The following is a 22,555-nucleotide window of genomic DNA, read 5'->3' on the forward strand; positions in this document are numbered from 1 at the left end:
TCCCGGGTCGCGGGAGCCTTTTTCGTGCGAGCCGTCAGCCCGACTTCAGCCTACTGCTTCGTCAGCTCGGACCACTCGGCCAGCGGCAGCGGCGGTTGCGCATGCAGGATGCGGCCGAGCACCAGCTTCATCTCATTCCAACCGCCGCGGCTGGTCGGCCAAACGGACGGCGTAACCGCGCGCCACGTGCCATCCGTCGCACGCTCCGCCATCTTGAACCGAAAGGTGTAGTGACCCGCCATGCCCATGCGCAGGTCCGACACGACCAGCGCATCGCCGATCACGTCATACCGCAGCCAGTCATCCGTGAACCAACGCAGCCGTTCGTGCAGCGGCTCGCCCGCCAGCACGCGTCCGGCCTTCAGATTGAGCGGCAAACGCACCCATTCCGGCGGATCGCGGTCGAACAGGCTGCTGACCGATTCGTAATAGTCGCCATCGCCGGTCTTGGCAAACACCCGCCACACCAAGGTGTTGAACGGCATGGGGACCGCGCGCAATTGCGTCACCGCAACGCCTTGTTCCTGCATGGCGTCCCGCACGCGATGCTCGGCCGCCATGCGGCCAGCCAGCCCGAAACCAAGGTATAGCGTGCTGAAGACCAGCGCCCCCACCATAAAGCGGCGCGCGTTGCGGGTCATTCCGACCGCGATGGCAAACAGGACACCCAACAGCAGCGGAACGGTGTACACCGGATCGATGATGAACACGGTCGACCAGCTTTCCGGCGTGAGGGCCAGCGGCCAGAACAACTGGGTGCCATAGACGGTGAACGCATCCAGAATGGGATGCGTCACCAGCACCAGCCATATCGTCAGGAACAGCCTTCGCCCGCCATAGGGTGCATTGGGCCAATACTTGCGTATCAGCCAGGCCAGCAGCATCGCCATGCCGGTCAGCACGAAAACGGAATGCGAGAAGCCGCGGTGATAGGTCATGAGCGACACCGGGTCCGGGTAGCTCATCAAGACATCCAGATCCGGCAAGGTGGCCAGCGCCGCGCCATAGATGAGGGCGCGTCTGCCCTGCACGCGCCCCAGCATGGCGCCTTGAATGCTGGCGCCCAGCACCGCTTGTGTAACTGAATCCATGTTTCTCCAACGTCGAGCGTTCCGCCAAATGGCCTAGCCGCCTCACGGCCGGCCGCGCAGGCGTTAACATACCCGATTGCGTTCAGCTAATTTTCAACTTTGCATCATGGATGAATACATCACCCAGATCGGCCAGTTCATCGAAGCCAACCAGGCTTGGGCCGGACCGATCACCTTCCTGCTCACGCTGGGCGAGTCCATGGTACTCCTGGGACTTTTCATTCCCGCGACCGCCCTGATGCTGCTGACGGGCGGCCTGATCGGCGCCGGCACGCTGGCGCCCTGGGGCGTGATCGCCTGGGGCATCGCAGGCGCGATCGTGGGCGACGCGCTCTCGTACTATCTGGGCCGCTGGGCGGGACCCAGCGTGCTGCGGCGCTGGCCGCTCAAGCAGCAGCGCACCGGCGTGGCACGGGCTCGGCTGTTCTTCTACCGCTACGGCTTTGCGTCGGTGCTGATCGGCCGCTTTCTGGGCCCCATCCGCTCCACCATTCCCACGGTGGCGGGCGTGATGGGCATGGCGCATGGCCGCTTCCAGCTGGCCAACGTGCTGTCGGCAGTGCTGTGGATGCCGCTGATGCTGGCGCCCGGCTACATCACCGCGCGCAGCCTGGGCACGGCGCAGAACGCGCAGCAGATCGCCATGATGATCGGCGCGGGGCTCTCGGTTTTGCTAGGATGCGGGCTTCTCCTCGCCATGGTGCGCAAGCGCCGCCAACCGGTGCGCGCGCGGCGGGGCAATTGATCCGGAGAGCGTCATGGCCATCGATGCCGAGCCCAAGAATGGCGATTTCGCGCGCTATATCGAAGAGTTGACCAACGCGAAGGGCGCCTCGCCGGGCCGCATCGCCAGCCGGCGCGAAACGCGCAGGCAGACGGCGCCGGTTGCCGTGCCGATGCCCGTGGCCGTCCCGCCCTCCCCGACGCCCGGTTCGCTGTCCGACGCGCCTTGGGGCAATACCGCGTCGCCATCCCCGCGTGCGCGTTCGGCACCCGAAGCGCCCCTGGCGACGTTCCCGGGCCAGCCCGACGAGGCCAACATCACGCTCGCCCGGCAGGCGCGGTCACGCAAGATCGGCGCCGTGCTGACGGTGGCCGGCATCATGGCAGGCTGGGCCGCGGCCAACATCGCTTTCCGCGCGTTTCACAGCCCTCGGTTCGAACTGGACGAACTGATGCCCGCCGTGTTCCTGGCCTTCTTTGCCTTCATGCTGTTCAAGGCGGCCAGCAGCGCGCGCAACCCGCGCAAGTCGGCGCTGAACAAGCTGCCGCCCCTGACGCCGTCGTCATACCGCAAGGACGGCGCCTGACACGCCGCGGCTTGGCTGGTTGGCGTTGGTGCTAACATTTCCGGCCATTGAACCAGCCCCTCCCGGAGTGAAAGTGAACAACGTAGTCGGATTGAACCAGGCCCAGGCGGCCACGATGCTGAAGCTGCAAGGCCATCTGAACAGCATGATCAATCCGGACTGGGTCAACGGCGGCGCCCGCTTCCTGCGCGCCGCGTTCGTCGAATCGGCCGAAGCCCTGGAGCACTACGGCTGGAAGTGGTGGAAGAAGCAGACCATCGACCTGCCGCAGGTCCAGATGGAACTGGTCGACATCCTGCACTTCTATCTGTCGCACACCATTGTCCAGTCGGCTGGCGACGTCGAAGCCGCCGCACGCGCGCTGGTCGCCGACCTGGCCTCACCCGCCCGCGTCGAGCTGGACGGCAAGGCTTACGCCCTGGACGCGCTGAACGTGCCGGAACTGCTTGAGCTGATCGGCGGACTGGCCGTGTGCGGACGCGCCAGCTTCAAGGTCCTGGAGCAGACGATGACCGCCTGCCAGATGACCTGGAACGACGCCTACACGCAATACGTGTCCAAGAATGTGTTGAACATCTTCCGCCAGCAGCACGGCTACAAGGAAGGCACCTACATCAAGATCTGGAACGGCGAGGAAGACAACGTCGTGCTGGCGCGCCTGCTGTCGCAGCAGGATCCCGCCAGTGCGGACTTTGCCGACGTGCTGCATCGCGAGCTGGAAGCCGCATACGCCAAGCTGTAGGCGGCGTGGCCGATGACGGCCGGCGCTGCTCGCAAACCGTCGACGCGAAAAGCTGCCCGCAAAATTCTGACGAAAGAAACGCCGCAATCGCGGCGTTTTTTCATTGACCTTGCCTGACAGCCTATCGCTGTCCGAAGCGCGTCTCGCCAAACAGCGCCTTCAGCTCACGCGGCTGCGACCGCCAGTATTGCTTCGGCGCGCTGACCTGGCCGTCCAGTTCGGCCGCCGCATGCCACGGCCAGCGCGGGTCGTAGAGCATGCCGCGCGCCAGCGCGACCATGTCTGCCTTGCCCTGCGCCAGGATGTCCTCGGCCTGCTGGGCCTCGGTGATCAATCCCACCGTGATGGTCGGCATGCCGATCCGGCGCTTAATCTCTTCGGCGAACGGGACCTGGTAATTCGGCCCCACCGGAATCTTCTGCTGCGGCGACACGCCGCCGCTGGACACGTCGATGAATTCACAGCCGCGCGCCTTCAGCGCCTCGGCGAACACCAGGGTCTGCTCAAGGTCCCAGCCGCCCTCCACCCAGTCCGTCGCCGATACGCGCACGCCCAGCGCCACGGAAGGCGGCGTGATGTCGCGCAGGGCCTGGAAGATTTCCAGCGGAAAGCGCATGCGGTTTTCCAGCGATCCCCCGTACGCGTCGTCGCGCCGATTCGACAGGGGCGACAGGAACTGATGCAGCAGATAACCGTGTGCGGCATGCACCTCGATCGCATCAAAGCCCAGGCGCAGCGCGCGGCGGCCGCTGTCCACAAATGCATTGCGGATGCGTTCAAGGCCCGCATCGTCCAGCGCATGCGGCGCGGGCTCGTGCGCGTTGTGCGGCACGGCCGACGGCGCCCAGCCCAGCCAGCCGCCGTCGCTTTCGGGCACGAGCTGGCCGCCGTTCCAGGGCGCATCGCTGGATGCCTTGCGGCCGGCGTGTCCCAATTGGATGCCCAGTTTGATCGGCGAGTAGCGGCGCACGGCGGCGACCACCTTGCCCAGTGCGGCTTCGGTCTCGTCGGACCACAGGCCCAGGTCTCCCGGCGAGATGCGGCCATCGGCCTCGACCGCGGTGGCTTCGGTAAACAGGAGCGCCGCGCCCGATAGCGCCAGATGTCCCAGGTGAATCATGTGCCAGTCGGTGGCACGGCCCTCTTCCGCCGAGTATTCGCACATGGGTGCGATGACGATGCGGTTGGGCAGTTCGACGTTGCCAATTGACGTGGGGCTGAACAGATGGCTCATGCTAGGGGGCTCCGGGAGCGTTGGACGACACCGCATAGCGCCCGGACACGCAAACGCCCCCAAATCCCAACGCCCCCGGCAGGGTTTAAGCGGGCGCCTACTGCCCTTCGATCACCGAATCCAGGAACTGGCGCGTGCGCGCCTCCTTGGGCTGGCTGAACAGCACCGACGATTCGGCGTCCTCGACGATGTTGCCCTGGTCGAAGAACAGCGTGCGGTCCGAGCTGCGTTCGGCGAACTTCATCTGGTGCGTGACGATGATCATCGTCATGCTGCGGCGGGCGGACAGGTCGCGCAGGATCTGCAGGATGCCGCCGACCAGCTCCGGATCCAGCGCGGACGTGACCTCATCGAAGAGCATGACCTGCGGACACATCGCCAGCGCGCGCGCGATGCCGACGCGCTGCTTCTGCCCGCCCGACAGTTGCGCCGGATAGACGTCCAGCTTGTCGCCCAGGCCCACCATCTCCAGATACTCGACGGCGCGATCGCGCGCCTGGTCGCGCGGCATGCCCAGCACGTGGAGCGGCGCCTCCATGGCGTTGCCCAGCGCCGTCATGTGCGGGAACAGGTTGAAGTGCTGGAACACCATGCCGATCTTGCCGCGCACGTTGCGCAGGTGTTCGGAGTTGACGCCCGCGGGGCGGCCCTGCGCATCGGTCCACATGGGTTCGCCGTCGATCTCGATCTCGCCGCTCGTGGGCGGGTCCAGCGTCATCAGCACGCGCAGCAACGTGGATTTGCCCGAGCCCGACGGACCGATGACGGCCACCGTCTGCCCCGCCGGAATCTCGAGATTGATGCCGCGCAGGACTTCCACGTCTCCAAAACGCTTGTGCAGATTCTTGATGCTTACGCTGGCGCTCATCGCTTTCCTCCAAATCGTTGCAGGCGGGCCTCCAGGCCGCGCACGCCCCAGGCCGCGACCAGGCTCAGCGCCAGGAACAGCAGGCCCACCAGGGTCAGGGGTTCGGTGTACCGGAACGTCGCCGATCCGATCATCTTGCTTTGCTGCAGCAGTTCGACCACCGTGATGGCCGACAGCAACGGGGTGTCCTTGAACATGGCCACCAGGTAGTTGCCCAGCGCGGGCACCACGGGCGGAATCGCCTGCGGCAGCACCACGCCCACCGTCGTGCGCCAGCGCGACATGTTCAATGCCGTGGCGGCTTCCCATTGGCCGCGCGGCACTGCCTCGATGCCGGCGCGGTAGACCTCGGCGCAATAGGTGGCATAGTGCAACCCCAGCGCCACGATCCCCGTCATCAGCGGCGACATCTGCGCCCCCGTCAGCGGCAGGACGTAGAACAGGAAGTACATCTGCACCAGCAGCGGCGTGCTGCGCACGAACTCGATGAAGAACGCCGTGGGCAGCGACACGATGCGCAGCTTCGATCGGCGAAGCATCGCAAGCACCAGGCCCAACGTGACCGCCACCAGCATGCCGAGCACGGTGGCCTGGATGGTGATGACGAGCGCCGAGCCCAGCGTGGGCAGGATTTCCAGTGCGAAAGACCAGTCGAATATCGGTGTCATCGGACTCGGACCCTCCGCTCAAGCAGGCGCACGCCCGCGGTGATCAGCAGCGCCACGCCGAAGTACATCAGCAGCATCAGCGTGAAGATCTCGGTCGTGCGCAGGGTTTCGCTGCGCAGCAACTGGCCGCGGAAGGTCAGGTCCGTGATGGTGATCAGCGACACCAGCGCGGTGTTCTTCAACAGCTCGATGAGCAGGTTGCCCGCCGGCGGCAACATGGCGGGCACCGCTTGCGGCAGCACGATGCGCTGCATGATCTGGCGGCGCGTCAGGTTAAGCGCCACGCCCGCTTCACGCTGCCCGGGCGGAACGGCCCGGATGGCGCCGCGCACCACTTCCGCGCCGTACGCGCCCGCGTTCAGCGCCAGCACCACGATGCCGACCAGCATGGCCGGCAGTTGCACGCCAAAAAGCGGCAGCACGAAGTAGAACCAGAAGAGCTGCACCAGGGCGGACGTGCCGCGAAAGACCTCGACGTACACCGACGCCGTCCACCGCACCGGCCGCAGGGAAGACAGCCGCCCGATCCCCGACAGCAGCGCAAGCGGCACCGCCAGGACCACCGCGCCCGCCATGATCTGGAGCGTGACGACCAACCCCTCGAGCAGGGGCGGCACCAGCTCCGCGATATGTTCAGACATCAGCTGCATCGGCGCCCCTTACTGTCCGCTGCAGAGCTTGTCCGCGGTCACCCCTTGGGGCAGTTCGTCGGCGGTAAAGCCGAAAGGCGCCACGAGCTGCTTGTGCTCGTCGGTGCCGATGAACTTAGCCAGTTCGGCGTTGAAGGCATCCGCGAAGGCCTTGTCGTCCGTGCGGAAGGCATAGGCGCCGTAGCCGCGAACGCCCTTGCCGTCGATGACCGGATCGGTGAACGGATCGGCCTTCTCCAGCCCGCTGCCCTCCTGCGTCTTGCCCATCAGGTCGTTGACGGTGAGCGCGGTGGCGGCATAGGCATCGGCGCGGCCCGCCTGCACGCCGGACAACGCGCTGACGGCATCCGGGAACACGACCACCTGGCCGGCCGGAATCTTGACCTTTTCGGCGTACTCGCCCTCGATCGCGCCAACCACGACGCCCAGCTTGGCGTCCGGATTCTTGAGCACGTCTTCGTAGCTGTGGAGGTTCTTGGGATTGCCCTGCTTGACCAGGAACGCTTCGCCAACGCCATACGTCGGGTTGGAAAATGCAACCTGCTGGCAGCGGCTGGGGGTGACGTACATGCCGGCCGCGATGATGTCGAAGCGCTTGGCGGCCAGGCCGGGGATCAGCGATCCGAACTCGGTCAGGACGCCTTCGACTTCGTTGATGCCCATGCGCTTGAGCACCACGCGGGCAATCTCCACGGATTCCCCGGTGACCTTGGCCTCCTTGCTATCCATGTACGCGAACGGCGCCTCATTGGCATAACCGATACGGATCTTGCCCGCCGCCTTGGCCGCTTCCAGGGTGCTGGCGTTACTGGCGGTCTCGCCGCCGCCGGCCGCGGACTTGTCGCCACCCGAGTCCGAACATGCGGCAAGCACGCCCAGGCTCAGGGCCAGCAACAGTCGTCTGGATTGGATGAGGGTCATGAATTATTTCTCCCGAATTTATTTCTAGGTGCATGGCTTCACTAAAAATAATACGCTAAGAAATGATTCGGACACGAATGATATAGGCATGAAAAAGCAGGCCTAAGCCTGCTTTTGTCGTCCGTTGCCCTATGGAGCGTTAGAACACGTTACGAACGGTACAGAGATATGGCACCAATTATTCTGCGTACGAAAAACGCCCGTTTTTGACCGTGCCCATCACGCGGGCGCGCTCGTCGAAGCCCTGGTGATTGTCCTTGGTGATGTTCAGGACGCCATTGGGCACGACCAGATCGCGGGTATTTTCCAGCGCGTCACGCAGCGCCAGGCGGAATTCCGGCGTGCCGGGCTTGGCGCCGGTTTTCAAGGCGCGCGACACGGCCGAGTCCAGCAGCATCCAGGCGCCGTAGGCATCACCGGCGAACTGCGTCAGCGTGTTCGGGCCGTATTGCTGTTCATACTTGTCGGCAAATTCCACGGCCACCTTCTTGACCGGATTGGAATCGGGCAGCTCGCGCGCCACGACGCCCGGGCCCGTGGGGAACAACGTCCCTTCCACGTCCTTGCCTCCCACTTGCAGGAACTCGAGCGTGCCGATGCCGTGCGTCTGGTAGACAGCGCCGGTGAAACCGCGCTCCAGCAGCGTCTTTTGCGGCAGCGCCGCCGGCGTTCCGGAGCCGGCGATCAGCACCGCGTCGGGCTTGGCGGCAATGACCTTGAGCACCTGCCCGACGACCGAGGCGTCGGTGCGCTGGAAACGTTCCTGCGCCACGATCTTCAAGTCCGAGCCGGCGGCGGCCGAAAACTCTTTCCACCAGCTATCGCCGTAGGAATCCGCAAAGCCGATGAAGGCCACGTTCTTCAGGCCCTTTTTCTTCATGTCCTCGACCAGCACGGTCGCCATGAGCGAGTCGTTCTGCGGCATCTTGAAGGCCCAGGTGCGCTTGGGATCCGACTGCGGCTCGACGATGACGCTGGACGCCGCCAGCGCGATCATCGGCGTCTTGGTCTCGGCCAGCACGTCCAGTCCGGCCAATGCAGACGCCGTAATGTTGGGGCCGACGATGGCGTCTACCTTGTCTTCGGACGTCAGCTTGCGCATGTTCTTGACCGCGCGGCTCACGTCAGTGCCGTCGTCCAGCACCACGTAACGAGCAGGCTCGCCGCCCAGCGTGTTGGGCCACAGCCGGATCGCGTTGTTGGTCTGGATGCCGATGGCGGCGGCGGGGCCCGTGGTGGACACGTCCACGCCGATCACGATTTCGGCTTGAGCGGACAGGACAGGAACAGCCAGCGCGACAGCGCAGGCGTAGCGGGCAAGGATGCGAGGCATGACTACGGCTCTTGGGTAGGAGTGAAGGAGATGCCGCTATTTTGCCTGATGCGCTCACGCGGCCTTTTGATGTAGCCGGCCCATCTCAATCGGCCGGGCGCGCGACAGGCACGCGTGGCCGACCTGCCGTTACATCGGCTTGCCGTTGCGTACCGGCGTTTTCCGCGACGGGCGGGGTGACGGGCCGTATCATCGACGGTGCCGCCTGAGGCAAGGCGCGCCGTTCGCGAGACGGCGCCTCTCACCCACCCCGGACGCGCCGCGCACGGCCGCGTTCCCACACAGGAGTCCTGTATGAAGAAAACCGCATCCGCCGCCTGGTCGGGCGATCTGAAGACTGGCAAAGGCACGATTTCCACGCAGAGCGGCGCGCTCAAGAGCCAACCCTACGGTTTCAATACCCGCTTCGGCGACACGCCGGGCACCAACCCCGAAGAACTGCTGGGCGCGGCGCACGCCGGCTGCTTCACCATGGCGCTGTCCAACATTCTTTCCGAAGCCGGCCTGGTCGCGGACAGCCTGGACACCAAGGCCGAAGTCACGCTGGACAAGCTCGACGATGGGTTTGCCATCACCGCCGTCCATCTGACCGTCGAGGCGGTCATTCCGGGCGCCTCCGCCGAGGCCTTCGAGGACGCCGCGCGCAAGGCCGAAAAGGGCTGCCCGGTTTCCAAGGTGCTGAACGCCAAGATCTCGATGGACGCCAAGCTCAAGTCCTGATCAACGCGGGCGATCCGGCCTCTGAACCGGGGCCGGATCATTGGCGCGCCCTATTCCGGGCGTGGCCAAAATCAATTGGACGATGCAAAGTCGCTTCCGGACAATGAGAACCATTCTCAGGAGCGACGCATGACCGGATTCATCTACGCGATTTCGGGCGGCAATGCCGCCCTGGCGCAGGACGCGCGGACTTCCGCCAACCTGCGCCGCATGGTCGGGTCCGGCATCCTCGTGGCCGTCGGCTACATCGACCCGGGCAACTGGGCCACCGACATCGCTGGCGGCAGCGGCTTCGGCTACGGGCTGCTGATGGTCGTCATCACATCGGCCTTTCTGGCCCTGGGCTTTCAAGTGCTGGTGTCGCGTCTGGCGCTGGCAACCGGCCAGGATCTGGCCACCCTCACCGCCCGCCATCTGTCGCCCCGTCTGGCCAAAGCCGCCTGGCTGGCCGGCGAGGCCGCCATCCTGGCCACCGCGCTGGCCGAACTGATTGGCGGCGCGATTGCACTGCGGCTGCTGTTCAATCTGCCGCTCATCGCAGGGGTTGCCGTCACGGGCATCGGCACCTTCGCCGTGCTGGCCATGACGCGTGGCAATGCCGATCGGCACGAACGCGTGATCGCCCTGCTCTTGTCCGTGGTGGCGCTGTCGTTCATATTTTTGCTGTTCAAGGCCAATCCGGCCTGGACGGAAGTGGCCCAAGGCGTGACCGAGACCGGCAAGGCACTGCGCGATCCGCAAGGTTTCCTCATTGCGCTGGGGATTCTTGGCGCGACCCTTATGCCGCACAACCTTTACCTGCATTCCGGCACGCTGGCGCAACGGGCGCAAGGCTTGCCCCAGCAGGCGCGCGGCATGGCGATGCGCGTGGCGCGCAACGACACCATCGTGTCCTTGGGTGTGGCGATGCTGATCAACGCGGCGATCATGATCGTCGCTGCGGCGTCGCTGTCCGGTTCCGGGATGGTGGTGTCCAGCCTGGACGACGCCCACGCGGTGATCGGCCATACGTTAGGGATCGGCGCAGCGGTGGTGTTCGCCGTGGCCTTGTATGCCGCCGGACAAAGCTCCACCATCACGGGCGTGCTGGCTGGCCGCATCCTGTCGCAGGGATTCCAGGTGGGCAGCAACTGGTCGGACCGGCGCCGTGCGTTGATGACGCGCGTGGTGGCAGGCGCCGCCGCCGTGGGTCTGCTTGCGTTCACGGGTGGCAAGGATCCCGACGGATTGCTGGTGCTCAGCCAGGTCATCCTGAGCCTGGCGTTGCCCTTCGCCCTGGGACCGCTGGTGGTGCTGGCATGCCGCAAACGTCTGATGGGCGCCTATGTGCTGCGGGGCGCCTGGGCCTGGGCCGCGATCGGGGCAACCGTGGGCATCATCGTGCTGGACGGCTACCTGCTGCTTGATCTCGTCGCCTGAAAGGGCCACACCGCCCTCTGCGGCGGACACAAAAAAAACGCCAGCGATCAAAGCTGGCGTTTTTTCTGGCGGGGTACTTCAGTGGTAGGCGGAGACTACCGGGTGCTGACGACGGCCGGCGTCCATATTGTGCAGGACCTCGCCGACGGCACCGCCCAGTGCGGCCATGCGCAGCTTCAGGCGCAACCAGCGCGAGCCTGCGTGGGGACCGGACAGGGTTTCCGCCTTGATGGCCTCGCGGATCAGGGACCGCTCCAGCGCATCCGACATACGGGCATTTTTCAACGCGGTATCGCTCATGATTCTCTCCTTGAGAAAAGCGATGTGGAACAACGTGAAGCCATCTTAGATCCACGTATGCTGCGTTGCAATAAAAATCACAAACATTTTTTTCGGCGTTGCGCAATGGGGACAAACACCACCAAAACGGTGCGCGCCGCACAGGGTTACGCACCGCTTTTGTGCGATGACCTAGCCCGTCCGGCGGGGCAGATGCGCCTGGATCAGCTTGTCGGCCATCGCCGCCACCCTGCCCGCCGGTCCGCCTTCACCAAAAAGCTGGCTTGAGACGAACGCGCCCTCGATCAACAGCAGCAATCCGTCTGCCAACGCTTCCGGGTCCTCCGCCCCCATCCCGGCAGCCATGGCGTTCAGCCGGCGGCGCAGTTCGCGCTTGTGCTCCACGGCGACGGCGCGGGCGGGATGCTCCGATTCCGGGTACTCGACGGCCGCGTTCGTCAGCCCGCAACCCCGATAGCCGTTCTGCACCGCGCGGCCGGCCATGCCGGTCAGATAGTCGAGCAACTGGGCGCGCGGGTCGCCCGGATGCGCGGCGCAGGCGGCGTCGAAGCGTGCCCAGAATTCGGCGTCGTAGTCGCGCAGGTACGCAGCAGCCAGTTCGTCCTTCGAGGAAAAGCTGCGGTACAGACTCGGCTTGGTCACGCCCGCCTGGGTGACGATGGCGTCCACACCCACCGCGCGGATGCCGTCGCGGTAGAACATCTCGCGAGCGGTCTTGCGGATGCGGTCGGCCGCCAGAAGCGGCTTGGACGCGGATTTGCCGGCCTTGCCGGTGGCGGCGGCGGAAGGGGTCTTGCTGGCCATACAGGGGCTCCTTTTTTGCGGAACGACACGCACGGCCGCTCCGGAAACAGGGTCGCCAAAAAACGCTTGACGATGTTACTGACCGGTACGTACTATGCGCGAACCCTAATACGTACCGGTCAGTAACATGAGTATAGCCCAGCCTCCCTTCCCCTTCCGCCGCGCCGGCCAAAAGTATGCGTTCGTGGTCGTCGGCGTGATCTTTCTGTCACTGCTGGTCGCGGCCGGCTTGCGGTCTTCGCCCAGTGTGCTGCTGGTGCCGCTGGAAGAGACGTTCGGATGGAGCCGAAGCTCCATTTCGTTTGCCGCGGCGCTGGGCATTTTTCTATACGGACTGGTGGGGCCGTTTGCGGCCGCCGCGATGGAACGCTTTGGGCTGCGGCGCGTGCTGATCACCGCGCTGATCCTGATGTCGGCCTCCAGCGCCGTCAGTGCCTATATGACCGAGCCCTGGCATCTGATCATGACCTGGGGCGTGTTCTCGGGCCTGAGTTCGGGCGCCGTGGCGATCGTCATGGGCGCCACCGTGGTCAACCGCTGGTTCGTCAAGCACCGCGGGCTGATGATGGGCCTGCTGACCGCCAGCGCCGCCACCGGCACGCTCGTATTTCTGCCGGTCCTGGCCGCGCTGGCTTCGTCCGGCGATTGGACGCGCGTGGTCTGGACGGTGGCGGGCGCCGCAGCCGCGCTGGTGCCATTGGCCTGGTGGCTGGTGCCCGACCGTCCTTCCAGCGTGGGCCTCGTGCCGTTCGGCAGCGATCCGCACGCACCGCCCGCGCCCGCCGCGCCGCGCACGGGCATGGTGGCCGCCACGTTCGGCACGCTGGCGCGGGCGGCCAAGACCCGCACGTTCTGGTATCTGTTCGCCACGTTTTTCGTGTGCGGCTTCACGACGAACGGCTTGGTCGGCACGCACCTGATCGCGCTTTGCGGCGACCACGGCATGCCCGAGGTGCAGGCGGCCGGACTGCTGGCCATGATGGGCATCTTTGACCTGCTCGGCACCACGGCATCCGGGTGGCTGACCGACCGCTACGACCCGCGCAAGCTGCTCTTCGTCTACTACGCCTTGCGCGGCCTGTCGCTGATGTACCTGCCCTACTCCGATTTCTCGTTCTACAGCCTGTCGATCTTCGCGATCTTCTTCGGCCTTGACTGGATCGCCACGGTGCCGCCGACGCTGCGCCTGACGACGGAAGCGTTCGGCGAACGCGACGCGTCGATCGTCTTCGGGTGGATCGTGGCGGGTCACCAGATGGGCGCGGCCAGCGCCGCCTGGATGGCGGGCGCGCTGCGCGAGGCACAGGGCAACTACCTGATGGCTTTCGTGGTGTCAGGCGCGACGGGCATCATCGCCGCCGTGCTTGCCTTGATGATCGGCCGAAAGCGCGTGGTCGTGCAGCCCGCCTGATTCCCAACCGCATGGCGGCGCAGGCCGCCATGCCGTCAGACCACGCCGTTCCCGGACCGGCCGCGCAGGTTGTAGGCTTTCTTGCCGCCGACGTGCTTGCGAATCAGCGCTTCAGCGCGTTCGCCATCACGCGCCAACAGCGCCTGCACGAAGGCCTCGTGGTCGGCCACCGCCGTCGTCCATTCATCCAGGTCGAAATTGGACTTGTAGCGCAGCGCCTGCACCTGCAGGTTCAACCGGTCGTAGGAATGCGACAACGCCGGATTGTGCGCGGCGCGGTTGATTGCGATGTGCGTGCCCATGCTGGCCGCGAAGTACGCGCGGATATCGCGTTTCTCATAGTTTTCAAGCATCTGCGCATGCAGACGCGCGATCTGGGCAAGCTCCGCCTCGGACGCGCGCTCGGCGGCGCTGCGCACTGCCAGCCCCTCCAGCACCGACAACACGTCGAAGATGTTTTCGATGTCTTCGGCTGACAGCTCGATCACCATCGCCCCGCGCTTGGGCTGCAGGGTCACGAGGCCATCTGAGGCCAGCATCCGGTACGCCTCGCGCAGCGGCGTGCGGGAAATCTTGAGTTGATCGCACAGATCCCGTTCGTTCAGCCAGGTGCCCGGCTTCAGGGTGCCATCGATGATCAATTGGCGTAGCCGTTCGGCCACGACCGCCGGCAAGGTGGGATGGTGGATGGCCAAATCGGGGACGGACACGTCAGCAATCAGGGGTTCAGGGTTAGCCATGGGTTGTTCATGCTCGCGACTTCGACTATTTTTGTATCTGGTATACCAAACACCAACGGCATACCAACCTGACCCAAATCATAGAGCAAGCAGCCCCTGGGCAGGATTCATCCACCAAAGGAGACCCTATGAAAAAGCATGCTCGCGCCTGGATCGGCGTATTGACGCTGTCCGCCGGACTGTCGGCCGCCGCCCCCGCCCTGGCGCAGGACTACTCGAAATGGCCGGAACGTCCCATTCGCCTGGTCGTCGGTTTCGTTCCGGGCGGCGGCACCGACGTGTCGGCCCGGATTCTGTCGGCACGGCTCTCCTCCCTGCTTGGCCAGCAGGTCGTGGTCGAGAACAAGCCGGGCGCCTCCGGCCTGATCGCGGCCGATTACGTGGTCAAGGCCGACCCGGACGGCTACACGCTGCTCCTGGCCAACATGCAATCCACCGTCGCCGCCCCGTATGTCGTGCAGTCCAACATCGACCCCAACAAGGATTTCACAGCGGTGCGGTACATCGGATCCGTGCCCAACGTGCTGGTCGTAAACCCCACCAAGCATGCCTACACCACCGTGCAGAATCTGGTGGACGACGCCCGGGCCAAGCCCAAGCAACTGCTGTACGCCTCATCCGGCATGGGAAGTCCGCAGCATCTGAGCGCCGCGCGGTTTTCGCAGATTGCCGGCGTGTCCATGGAGCACGTGCCCTACAAAGGCAGCGGTCAGGCCATGACCGACCTGCTCGGCGGCAACGTCGACCTGAACTTCGACACGCTGCCCGGCGCAATCAACCAGATCCAGGCGGGCAAGCTGCGTCCGCTGGCCGTGACCAGCCCCGAACGCAGCAAGCGGCTGCCCGACGTGCCGACGCTGGCCGAATCCGGCATCAAGGGTCTGGACGTCGTGCAGTGGTACGCCGTCCTCGCGCCTGCCCAACTGCCCCGTCCGATCATGGACAAGCTGGATCGGGCACTCGCCCAGACGCTCGCGGACCCCGAGATCGCCGCCAAGTTGGCCGACCAGGGCATGGACCTGGGCGGCGGCCCGCAAACCCCCGCGGCCTTCGCGTCCTACGTGCGGGATGAATGGAGCAAGTACGGCAAGCTCACCGCGAGCCTGGGCCTGAAGAAGCAATAAGCCTCGACGCTGAACCCGACCCATCCGGCGGGGACCGCCCCGCGCAAGCAAAAGGAACCTCATGACTGCTACCGCTACCCCCATCCTGCTCGAGCGCAACGGCGATATCGCGACCGTGGTGCTGAACCGGCCCGAAAAGCTCAACGCCTTCACGATCGACAGTTGGCGGCTGCTGGGCGACATGTTTCTCGAACTGGACCGCGACGACGGCGTGCGCTGCGTGCTGCTGCGCGGCGCGGGCGAGAAGGCGTTTTCGCCCGGCAACGACATCGGCGAATTCGAGACCGCGCGCAGCAACAAGCGCCAGGCGGTGGAATACGGCGCCGTCATGCGCCGCACGATCGAGGCGATCGGCGGCTGCCGTCACCCCGTGGTCGCGCAGATCCACGGCATCTGCGTGGGCGGCGGGCTGGAGATCGCCAGCCTGGCCGACCTGCGCATCTGCGGCGAAAGCTCGCGGTTCGGCGTGCCCATCAAGAATCTGGGTCTCGTGATGTCGTACTCGGAGCTGGCCCCGCTGGTTCGGCTGGTCGGTCCGACCGTCGCGCTGCAGGTCTTGCTGGAAGGCAACATCTTCGACGCCGCCGAAGCCTTGCGCCTGGGCGTCGTCTCGCGCGTGGTCGCGGACGACAAGGTGGCCGACGAGGCGCAGGCGGCCGCACGCCGGATCGCCGATGGCGCGCCGCTGGTGGCCCGCTGGCACAAGAAGTTCGTGCGCAATCTGGTGCAGGGCAAGACGCTGACGGACGCCGACCGCGACGAGGCTTTCGACTGCTTCGACACCGAAGACTTCCGCGCGGGCTATCGCGCCTTCCTGGCCAAGGCCAAGCCGCAATTTACCGGCCGCTGAACGAGAGATCGAGGAATACGCATGCACAACGACACCCGCGGCTCCGGCCGCCCGCCCTTCCCTGGTTCTGATGCCCCCGCCGGCGCGCTGGCCGGCATGCGCGTCATCGAGCTGTCCCAGATCATGGCTGGGCCCACCTGCGGCATGATGCTGGCCGACTTGGGGGCCGACGTCATCAAGGTCGAAAAGATCGACGGCGGCGACGATTCGCGCCAGTACCGCGACCCGCAGATCAACGGCATCTCGGCGCCCTACCTGATGCTCAACCGCAACAAGCGCGCCATCGCGCTGGACCTCAAACATCTGGAAGGCAAGAAGGTCCTGTTGCGCATGATCCGCGACGCCGACGTGGTGACCGAGAACTTCCGCAAGGGCACGATGGAGAAGCTGGGCCTGGGCTACGAGACCCTGCGCAAGGAGAACCCGGGCCTGATCTATTGCGCCGTGTCCGGCTACGGCACAACCGGCCCCTTTGCGGATAAAGGCGGCTTCGATCTCGTGGCGCAAGGGTTCTCAGGCCTGATGGCCATCACCGGTGAGCCTGGCGGCCCGCCGCTGCGCACCGGCAATTCGGTGGCCGACATCAACGCCGGCCTGCTGGCGGCCTTCGGCGTGCTGGCCGCGTACCAGCACAAGCAACGCACCGGCGAAGGCCAAATCGTGGAAACTTCGCTGCTGGAAGCCAGCCTGCAGCAGCTCTACTGGCACGCCGCCATCTATTTCGGCAGCGGCGTCTCGCCCGGTCCCACGGGATCAGCGCATGTGCTGAGCGCGCCGTACCAGGCGTTTCCCACGCGTACGGACTGGATCATCATCGGCGGCGCCAACGAAAAGAACTGGCAGCGCATCGCGCAGGCGCTGGGGCGGCCCGAGTGGGCGGAAGATCCGCGCTTTGCCCGCAACCGCGACCGCATGCAGAACCGCGATGAATTGGTGGAGGAAATCTCCGTCATCCTGAAGACCCGTGATGCGCAGGAATGGCTGAACATCTTCGACGACGCGGGTGTTCCGGCGGGCCCCGTGCACTCGATCGCGCAGGCGTTATCGCACCCGCAGACGCTGGCGCGTGAAATGGTGGTGGAACAGGATCATCCGGTGGCCGGCAAGGTACGCACCGTCGGCATGCCCGTGAAACTGTCGGCCACGCCCGCCCGCTACCATCGCGCCGCGCCGCGGCTGGGCGAGGACTCCATCGCGATCCTGGGGGAATTCGGGTACGGCAAGGAAGAGATCGACGCGCTGATCGGCGCCGGGGTGGTTGCGGCCGTGGACCGCGAGCCGGTGCAGGCCTGAAGCAGCAAGAACGCAAGGCGGCAAGACCGCCTTGCGTCCGCCCGATTACTCCACTTCGCCCAGATACGCCGCGCGCACCTTGGGATCGTGCAGCATGTCGCGCGCGGGACCGGACAAGGTGATCTCGCCCGACTCCATCACGTAGCCGCGATGGCTGTTTTCCAGGGCCAGGCGCGCGTTCTGCTCGATGAGCAGAATGGTGACGCCTTCGCTGGCGATGGTGCGAACCACTTCGAACACCTTTTCCACCATCAAGGGCGCCAAGCCCATCGACGGCTCGTCCAGCAGCAGCAGCTTGGGACGCGCGATCATCGCGCGGCCCATCGCCACCATCTGCTGTTCGCCGCCAGACAACGTGCCGGCGGCCTGCTTGCGGCGTTCGGCCAGGCGGGGGAACAAGGTGAAGACGCGATCCGTGTCCTGGCGGATCTGGGCCGCGTCGCGGCGGATGTAGCCGCCCATCGCCAGGTTTTCTTCGATGGTCAGTTGCCCGAAGATGCCGCGGCCTTCGGGCACCATGACGAGGCCCTTGCGGACCAGTTCATGCGACTTCTGGCCGCCGATGGATTGTCCGCCGTAGACGACTTCGCCGCCGGCAAGTGGCACCAGTCCGCAGACGGCGCGCAGCGTCGTGCTCTTGCCCGCGCCGTTGGCGCCAATCAGGCAGACCAGTTCACCTTCGTCCACGCGCAGGTCGATGCCGCGCACTGCACGGATGCCGCCGTAGGACACTTGCAGGCCCCGCAACTCGAGCAGGGGTTGGGATGCCGTCATGTTGCCTGGCCCTCGTTGTGAATGAGCGGATCCTGCGCGGCGCCCGCGCCCAGATACGCTTCAATGACCTTGGGATCGCGCTGCACCTGGGCGGGTTTGCCCATCGCCAGCACTTTCCCGTACTCCAGCACCAGCACGCGATCGCACAGGCCCATGACGAGCTTCATGTCGTGTTCGATCAGCAGCACGGTGACACCGTCCGCGCGGATCTTTTCGACCAGCTTGCGCAGCACTACCGTTTCCGAGGCATTCATGCCCGCGGCCGGTTCGTCCAGCGCCAGCAACTTGGGATCCGTCGCCAGCGCACGCGCGATCTCCAGGCGCCGCTGGTCGCCATACGGCAGCGACCGCGCGACGTCGTTGGCGCGATGGCCGATGCCGACGTAGTCCAGCAGTTCCTGAGCGCGCGCCTCGATGGCGGCCTCTTCGGCACGCGTTGCTCGCGTGCGCAGCACCGCGCCCAGCACGCCGGCGCGGGTGCGCATGTGGCGGCCGATCATCACGTTCTCGATCGCGCTCAGGTTGGCGAACAGGCGGATGTTCTGGAAGGTGCGCGCCAGGCCCGCGTAGGCGACCTCGTGCGGCTTCTTGCCCGACATGGATTCGCCGTTGAACGTGCAGGTGCCTTCCTCGGGGATGTAGAGGCCGGTCAGCACGTTGAACAGCGTGGTCTTGCCCGCGCCGTTCGGGCCGATCAGGCCGTAGATCTCGCCCTGTTCGATATCGAAACTGACGCCCGACAAGGCCTGCAGGCCGCCGAAGCGCTTGCCCAGTCCCTGGGCTTGCAGCAGTTTGCTCATGCCGCGCCTCCTTGCGTCTTGGTCGCCAGTTCGCGCTTGCGTACCGCTGACGGCCACAGGCCCGCCGGACGGAACAGCATCACGCACACCATGGCCAGGCCGAACAGAAGCATGCGGATGCCTTCCGGATCCAGCACCACGGCGCCGAACAGCATGTGCTGCACGGGCTCCACGACGGCGCGCAGGAACTCCGGCAACGCAGCCAGGATCAGCGCGCCCAGGATGACGCCCGGAATGTGGCCCATGCCGCCCAGCACCACCATGCACAGGATCGAAATGGACTCCATCAGCGAGAAGCTCTCGGGGCTGACGAAGCCCTGCATCGACGCGAACAGCGCGCCGGCCACGCCACCGAACGACGCGCCCATCGCGAAGGCCAGCAGCTTGATGTTGCGGGTGTTGATGCCCATCGCCTTGGCGGCGATTTCATCTTCGCGAATGGCTTCCCACGCACGGCCGATGCGGGAATTCTGCAGGCGCACGCAGACCACGATGATGATGAGCGTCAGCGCGAGCAGCAGGTAGTAGTACTTTTCCGGCCCGGTGAAGCGGATGCCCAGCAGGTTCTGGGTACGCCCGAACGCAAACTCGCCAACCTTGAACGTGTCGATGCGGTTGATGCCCTGTGGCCCGTTGGTGATGTTGATGGGCGCGTTCAGGTTGTTCAGGAAGATGCGGATGATCTCGCCGAACCCCAGCGTGACGATGGCCAGGTAGTCGCCTCGCAACTTCAATGTCGGCGCCCCCAACAGCACGCCGAACAGGCATGCCACCGCCAGCGCGATCGGCAGGATTGCCCAGAACGGCAGGTGCAGCCCGAAATGCGGCGACGCAAGCAATGCCCAGGTGTAGGCGCCAACCGCGTAAAACGCGATGTAGCCCAGGTCCAGCAGACCCGCAAAGCCGACCACGATGTTCAGGCCCAACGCCAGCATCACGTACAGCAGCGCAAAGTTCAGGATGCGAACCCAGCTTTGCCCGGCCATGCCGATCACGAACGGCAGCACCGCCAGCACGACGCCGATCAGCGCGATGCCGATCAGCGTGCGGGTGGAAAACCCGCTTTTCTTCAGATGCGTGCTCATGCGCGATCCCCCACCCGTTCACCCAGCAGACCCGAGGGACGGAAGATCAGGACCAGCACCAGCACGAAGAACGCGAACACGTCCTGGTAATGGCTGCCCAGGAAGCCGCCCGTCAGGTCGCCGATGTAGCCCGCGCCCAGCGACTCGATGATGCCCAGCAGCAGACCGCCGGCCATCGCGCCCACCAGATTGCCGATGCCGCCCAGCACCGCGGCGGTGAAGGCCTTCAGGCCCAGCATGAAGCCCATCGTGTATTGCGACACGCCGTAATACGTGGCGACCATCATGCCGGCCACGGCGGCGAGCGCCGAGCCGATCAGGAAGGCGGCCGAGATCACAGTATTGATGTTCACGCCCATCAGACCCGCAACCTCGCGGTTCTGCGCGGTGGCGCGCATCGCGGTGCCGAGGCGGGTCTTGTGCACGACCGCCAGCAGTCCGCCCATGATCAGCGCCGCAATCACCACGATGGCGATCTGCAGCGAACTCATGCGCGCGCCGCCAAACTCGAACACTTGCGGCGACAGCACCTGCGGGAAGTTCAGGTAGTTGCGGCCCCAGGCCATCATGGCGACGTTCTGCAGGATGATGGACACGCCGATCGCGGTGATCAGCGCTGCCAGACGCGGCGCGCGGCGCAGCGGCCGGTAGGCCACGCGTTCGGCCGTCCAGCCCACCGCCATGCACAGCGGGACGGAGACCAGCAGGCCGACGCCCAGCACCATGAAGGCCGAGGCGCCGGGATCGCCGCCCACCAGCGTGATGGCGACCGTGGTGGCAGCCATTGCGCCAATCATGACGACGTCGCCATGCGCGAAGTTGATCAGCCCGATGATGCCGTACACCATGGTGTAGCCAAGGGCGACCAGGGCGTACACGCTGCCGAGCGTGACGCCGTTAATCAGTTGTTGAATGAAGATATCCATAGGGGCCGCTGAATAAGCCTGGAAGAATCGCGCGGGGCGGCCAGGGCGCAAAGGCCTGGCCGCGCGTCGCGCGCCGCTGCGCCGGACGGCGCGTGCGGAAAAGAGGGGGCGGAACGTGGCGCGCGGCTAGCGGCGCGCGGCTAGCTCCGCCCTGGTTTCAAGCCGGCTTAGTTAGCCTGGCTGACCATCGTTTCAACCATCTCCCACTTGCCGTTCTTGACTTCGTAGATGGTGACCGAGATTTCCTTCAGATCGCCCTTGTCGTCGTAGGAAATGTGCTCGCTCGTCGCGCCCTTGCGGTTCAGCTTGGCCAGCTTGGGCAGGTACTTTTCGGGGTCGGCGGAACCGGCCTCTTCGATGGCCGTGATCATGTTCCAGGCGCCGTCGTAGGCGTACGGCGCGTACACGCCGGGCGCCTTCTTGAAGCGGGCCTGGTATTTCTGATCGAAGTCCTTGCCCGCGGCCATCTTGTCCAGCGGCACGCCGGCCAGCGAGGCATAGGTGCCGTCGGCGGCATCGCCGGCCAGCTTGATGAAGGTGTCGCTACGCGTCATTTCGCCGGACACCAGCGGGGCCTCCAGGCCCAGCGTGGCGAGCTGGCGCTTCATCGGGCCGGACTGGGCGTCCAGGCCGCCGTAGAAGATGGCGTCGGGCGCGGAACCCTTGATGTTGGTCAGGATGGCCGTGAAGTCGTTGGCCTTGTCGGTGGTGTATTCGCGGCGCACGACCTGGCCGCCGGCGGCCTTGACGGCCTTCTCGACTTCGTCCGCCAGACCCTGGCCGTAGGCGGTGCGATCGTCGATGATCGCGACCTTCTTGGCCTTCAGGTTCTGCACGATGAACTTGCCGACCGCGGCGCCCTGCTGGGTGTCGCTGGTCATCATGCGGAACGTGGTTTCGTAGCCCTGCTTGGTGTATTCGGGCGAGGTCGCCATGGCGATCTGCGGCAGGCCGGCTTCGTGGTAGACGCGCGACGCGGGAATCGTGGTGCCCGAGTTGAAGTGACCCAGGATGCCCACAACGTCCTGGTCGACGAGTTGCTGGGCGACCTGCACGCCCACGCGCGGATCAGCCTGGTCGTCGCGCGAAACCAGCACGAACTTGGCCGTCTCGCCGTCGATCTTGATGCCCTTCTTGTTCGCTTCTTCGAGGGCCAGGTTCAGGCCATTCTGCATGTCCTCGCCGTAGTGCGATTGCGGACCGGTCAGCGGGGCTGCGAAGCCGAACTTGACGTCGGCGGCCTGCACGGCGGCCGTCATGCCGGCGGCGGCGATGCTTGCAGCGAGAAGCTTCAAAGTGGTGCGGAACTTCATGGGGAATCCTCCGAAATATCGGACTAAGGCCTTGTTATACCTGAGCTTTTAGCCAGGCTTTTGGTTTTTTACTACCGCGGGCCCAGTGATATCCGGGTCCCGCGCATGCATTTTCTGCAGAGCCTGAATGCCGGATTGCGGCAGCCAAGCCAGAGGTGCGACCGGATTTTCGTTCCAGT

General features: G+C 65.4%; 24 protein-coding genes. 9 read left to right on the plus strand and 15 right to left on the minus strand.

Annotation, left to right across the window (positions count from 1 at the left end):
* Positions 1 to 50 precede the first annotated feature (50 nt).
* Positions 51 to 1,091 carry a metal-dependent hydrolase gene (locus HV681_RS12890; protein WP_175123448.1) on the minus strand — a complete coding sequence of 347 codons (1,041 nt, stop codon included), beginning with the start codon at positions 1,089 to 1,091 and terminating at the stop codon, positions 51 to 53.
* Between the two features lie 106 nt (positions 1,092 to 1,197).
* Between HV681_RS12890 and HV681_RS12895 the strand changes: the two genes are divergently transcribed.
* The 3 genes from HV681_RS12895 (at position 1,198) to HV681_RS12905 (ending at position 3,143) form a co-directional block, all read left to right on the plus strand.
* The gene (locus HV681_RS12895; RefSeq protein ID WP_175123449.1) at positions 1,198 to 1,836 is read left to right on the plus strand and encodes a DedA family protein; all 639 of its coding nucleotides are present in this window, start codon (positions 1,198 to 1,200) and stop codon (positions 1,834 to 1,836) included.
* Between the two features lie 13 nt (positions 1,837 to 1,849).
* Complete coding sequence (locus HV681_RS12900) at positions 1,850 to 2,401, plus strand: hypothetical protein (protein WP_175123450.1); 552 nt, start codon at positions 1,850 to 1,852, stop codon at positions 2,399 to 2,401.
* A 91-nt stretch (positions 2,402 to 2,492) separates the two neighbouring features.
* A complete protein-coding gene (locus tag HV681_RS12905) occupies positions 2,493 to 3,143 on the plus strand; it encodes a dUTPase (protein ID WP_175123689.1) in 651 nt (216 codons plus the stop codon).
* A gap of 121 nt (positions 3,144 to 3,264) precedes the next feature.
* Here the strand turns inward: HV681_RS12905 and HV681_RS12910 are convergent, their stop codons facing one another.
* From HV681_RS12910 to HV681_RS12935, 6 genes are all read right to left on the minus strand, one after another.
* On the minus strand, positions 3,265 to 4,377 hold the full coding sequence (locus HV681_RS12910; RefSeq protein WP_175123451.1) for an NADH:flavin oxidoreductase/NADH oxidase: 1,113 nt from the start codon (positions 4,375 to 4,377) through the stop codon (positions 3,265 to 3,267).
* A gap of 97 nt (positions 4,378 to 4,474) precedes the next feature.
* Positions 4,475 to 5,245, minus strand: coding sequence for an ectoine/hydroxyectoine ABC transporter ATP-binding protein EhuA (ehuA, locus tag HV681_RS12915; protein ID WP_105239461.1), 771 nt, complete (start codon positions 5,243 to 5,245; stop codon positions 4,475 to 4,477).
* Positions 5,242 to 5,913, minus strand: coding sequence for an ectoine/hydroxyectoine ABC transporter permease subunit EhuD (ehuD, locus tag HV681_RS12920; RefSeq protein ID WP_175123452.1), 672 nt, complete (start codon positions 5,911 to 5,913; stop codon positions 5,242 to 5,244). The genes ehuA and ehuD overlap by 4 nt, the downstream gene beginning before the upstream one ends.
* Positions 5,910 to 6,563 (minus strand): ectoine/hydroxyectoine ABC transporter permease subunit EhuC, encoded by a 654-nt coding sequence (ehuC, locus tag HV681_RS12925; protein ID WP_175123453.1) that lies wholly within the window; start codon positions 6,561 to 6,563, stop codon positions 5,910 to 5,912. The genes ehuD and ehuC overlap by 4 nt, the downstream gene beginning before the upstream one ends.
* 9 nt (positions 6,564 to 6,572) lie before the next feature.
* The gene (gene ehuB, locus HV681_RS12930) at positions 6,573 to 7,484 is read right to left on the minus strand and encodes an ectoine/hydroxyectoine ABC transporter substrate-binding protein EhuB (RefSeq protein WP_175123454.1); all 912 of its coding nucleotides are present in this window, start codon (positions 7,482 to 7,484) and stop codon (positions 6,573 to 6,575) included.
* 178 nt (positions 7,485 to 7,662) lie between these two features.
* On the minus strand, positions 7,663 to 8,817 hold the full coding sequence (locus tag HV681_RS12935) for an ABC transporter substrate-binding protein (protein ID WP_175123455.1): 1,155 nt from the start codon (positions 8,815 to 8,817) through the stop codon (positions 7,663 to 7,665).
* A gap of 294 nt (positions 8,818 to 9,111) precedes the next feature.
* On the opposite strand from HV681_RS12935, the gene HV681_RS12940 reads away from it, so the two are divergent.
* Positions 9,112 to 9,537: an OsmC family protein gene (locus tag HV681_RS12940; protein ID WP_056562575.1), complete on the plus strand. Its 426-nt coding sequence runs from the start codon at positions 9,112 to 9,114 to the stop codon at positions 9,535 to 9,537.
* A 129-nt stretch (positions 9,538 to 9,666) separates the two neighbouring features.
* A complete protein-coding gene (locus tag HV681_RS12945; RefSeq protein WP_175123456.1) occupies positions 9,667 to 10,956 on the plus strand; it encodes an Nramp family divalent metal transporter in 1,290 nt (429 codons plus the stop codon).
* 78 nt (positions 10,957 to 11,034) lie between these two features.
* Here the strand turns inward: HV681_RS12945 and HV681_RS12950 are convergent, their stop codons facing one another.
* Both HV681_RS12950 and HV681_RS12955 read right to left on the minus strand, forming a co-directional pair.
* Positions 11,035 to 11,256, minus strand: coding sequence for an XRE family transcriptional regulator (locus HV681_RS12950; RefSeq protein WP_105239468.1), 222 nt, complete (start codon positions 11,254 to 11,256; stop codon positions 11,035 to 11,037).
* 171 nt (positions 11,257 to 11,427) lie between these two features.
* The gene (locus tag HV681_RS12955) at positions 11,428 to 12,060 is read right to left on the minus strand and encodes a TetR/AcrR family transcriptional regulator (RefSeq protein WP_254594134.1); all 633 of its coding nucleotides are present in this window, start codon (positions 12,058 to 12,060) and stop codon (positions 11,428 to 11,430) included.
* A gap of 127 nt (positions 12,061 to 12,187) precedes the next feature.
* On the opposite strand from HV681_RS12955, the gene HV681_RS12960 reads away from it, so the two are divergent.
* The gene (locus tag HV681_RS12960; RefSeq protein ID WP_175123457.1) at positions 12,188 to 13,471 is read left to right on the plus strand and encodes an MFS transporter; all 1,284 of its coding nucleotides are present in this window, start codon (positions 12,188 to 12,190) and stop codon (positions 13,469 to 13,471) included.
* A gap of 35 nt (positions 13,472 to 13,506) precedes the next feature.
* Here HV681_RS12960 and HV681_RS12965 read toward each other — a convergent pair whose 3' ends face one another.
* The gene (locus tag HV681_RS12965) at positions 13,507 to 14,211 is read right to left on the minus strand and encodes a GntR family transcriptional regulator (protein WP_175123458.1); all 705 of its coding nucleotides are present in this window, start codon (positions 14,209 to 14,211) and stop codon (positions 13,507 to 13,509) included.
* A gap of 128 nt (positions 14,212 to 14,339) precedes the next feature.
* On the opposite strand from HV681_RS12965, the gene HV681_RS12970 reads away from it, so the two are divergent.
* The 3 genes from HV681_RS12970 (at position 14,340) to HV681_RS12980 (ending at position 17,478) form a co-directional block, all read left to right on the plus strand.
* Positions 14,340 to 15,335 (plus strand): Bug family tripartite tricarboxylate transporter substrate binding protein, encoded by a 996-nt coding sequence (locus HV681_RS12970; protein WP_175123459.1) that lies wholly within the window; start codon positions 14,340 to 14,342, stop codon positions 15,333 to 15,335.
* Positions 15,336 to 15,396: 61 nt separating this feature from the next.
* A complete protein-coding gene (locus HV681_RS12975; RefSeq protein WP_175123460.1) occupies positions 15,397 to 16,185 on the plus strand; it encodes an enoyl-CoA hydratase/isomerase family protein in 789 nt (262 codons plus the stop codon).
* A gap of 21 nt (positions 16,186 to 16,206) precedes the next feature.
* Positions 16,207 to 17,478: a CaiB/BaiF CoA transferase family protein gene (locus tag HV681_RS12980; protein WP_175123461.1), complete on the plus strand. Its 1,272-nt coding sequence runs from the start codon at positions 16,207 to 16,209 to the stop codon at positions 17,476 to 17,478.
* 45 nt (positions 17,479 to 17,523) lie between these two features.
* On the opposite strand, the gene HV681_RS12985 is transcribed toward HV681_RS12980, so the two are convergent.
* From HV681_RS12985 to HV681_RS13005, 5 genes are all read right to left on the minus strand, one after another.
* Complete coding sequence (locus HV681_RS12985) at positions 17,524 to 18,252, minus strand: ABC transporter ATP-binding protein (protein WP_175123462.1); 729 nt, start codon at positions 18,250 to 18,252, stop codon at positions 17,524 to 17,526.
* Entirely contained in the window at positions 18,249 to 19,052 is an 804-nt protein-coding gene (locus HV681_RS12990; RefSeq protein ID WP_056324304.1) for an ABC transporter ATP-binding protein, read from the minus strand. Before HV681_RS12990 ends, HV681_RS12985 begins: the two co-directional genes overlap by 4 nt.
* Positions 19,049 to 20,137 (minus strand): ABC transporter permease subunit, encoded by a 1,089-nt coding sequence (locus HV681_RS12995; RefSeq protein WP_175123463.1) that lies wholly within the window; start codon positions 20,135 to 20,137, stop codon positions 19,049 to 19,051. The genes HV681_RS12990 and HV681_RS12995 overlap by 4 nt, the downstream gene beginning before the upstream one ends.
* Positions 20,134 to 21,063 carry a branched-chain amino acid ABC transporter permease gene (locus HV681_RS13000; RefSeq protein WP_175123464.1) on the minus strand — a complete coding sequence of 310 codons (930 nt, stop codon included), beginning with the start codon at positions 21,061 to 21,063 and terminating at the stop codon, positions 20,134 to 20,136. The genes HV681_RS12995 and HV681_RS13000 overlap by 4 nt, the downstream gene beginning before the upstream one ends.
* Positions 21,064 to 21,230: 167 nt before the next feature.
* Positions 21,231 to 22,376 (minus strand): branched-chain amino acid ABC transporter substrate-binding protein, encoded by a 1,146-nt coding sequence (locus HV681_RS13005; RefSeq protein WP_175123465.1) that lies wholly within the window; start codon positions 22,374 to 22,376, stop codon positions 21,231 to 21,233.
* Positions 22,377 to 22,555 lie beyond the last annotated feature (179 nt).

The sequence above is a fragment of the Achromobacter animicus genome, from assembly GCF_902859585.1.
Taxonomy (GTDB): Bacteria; Pseudomonadota; Gammaproteobacteria; order Burkholderiales; family Burkholderiaceae_B; genus Achromobacter; species Achromobacter animicus.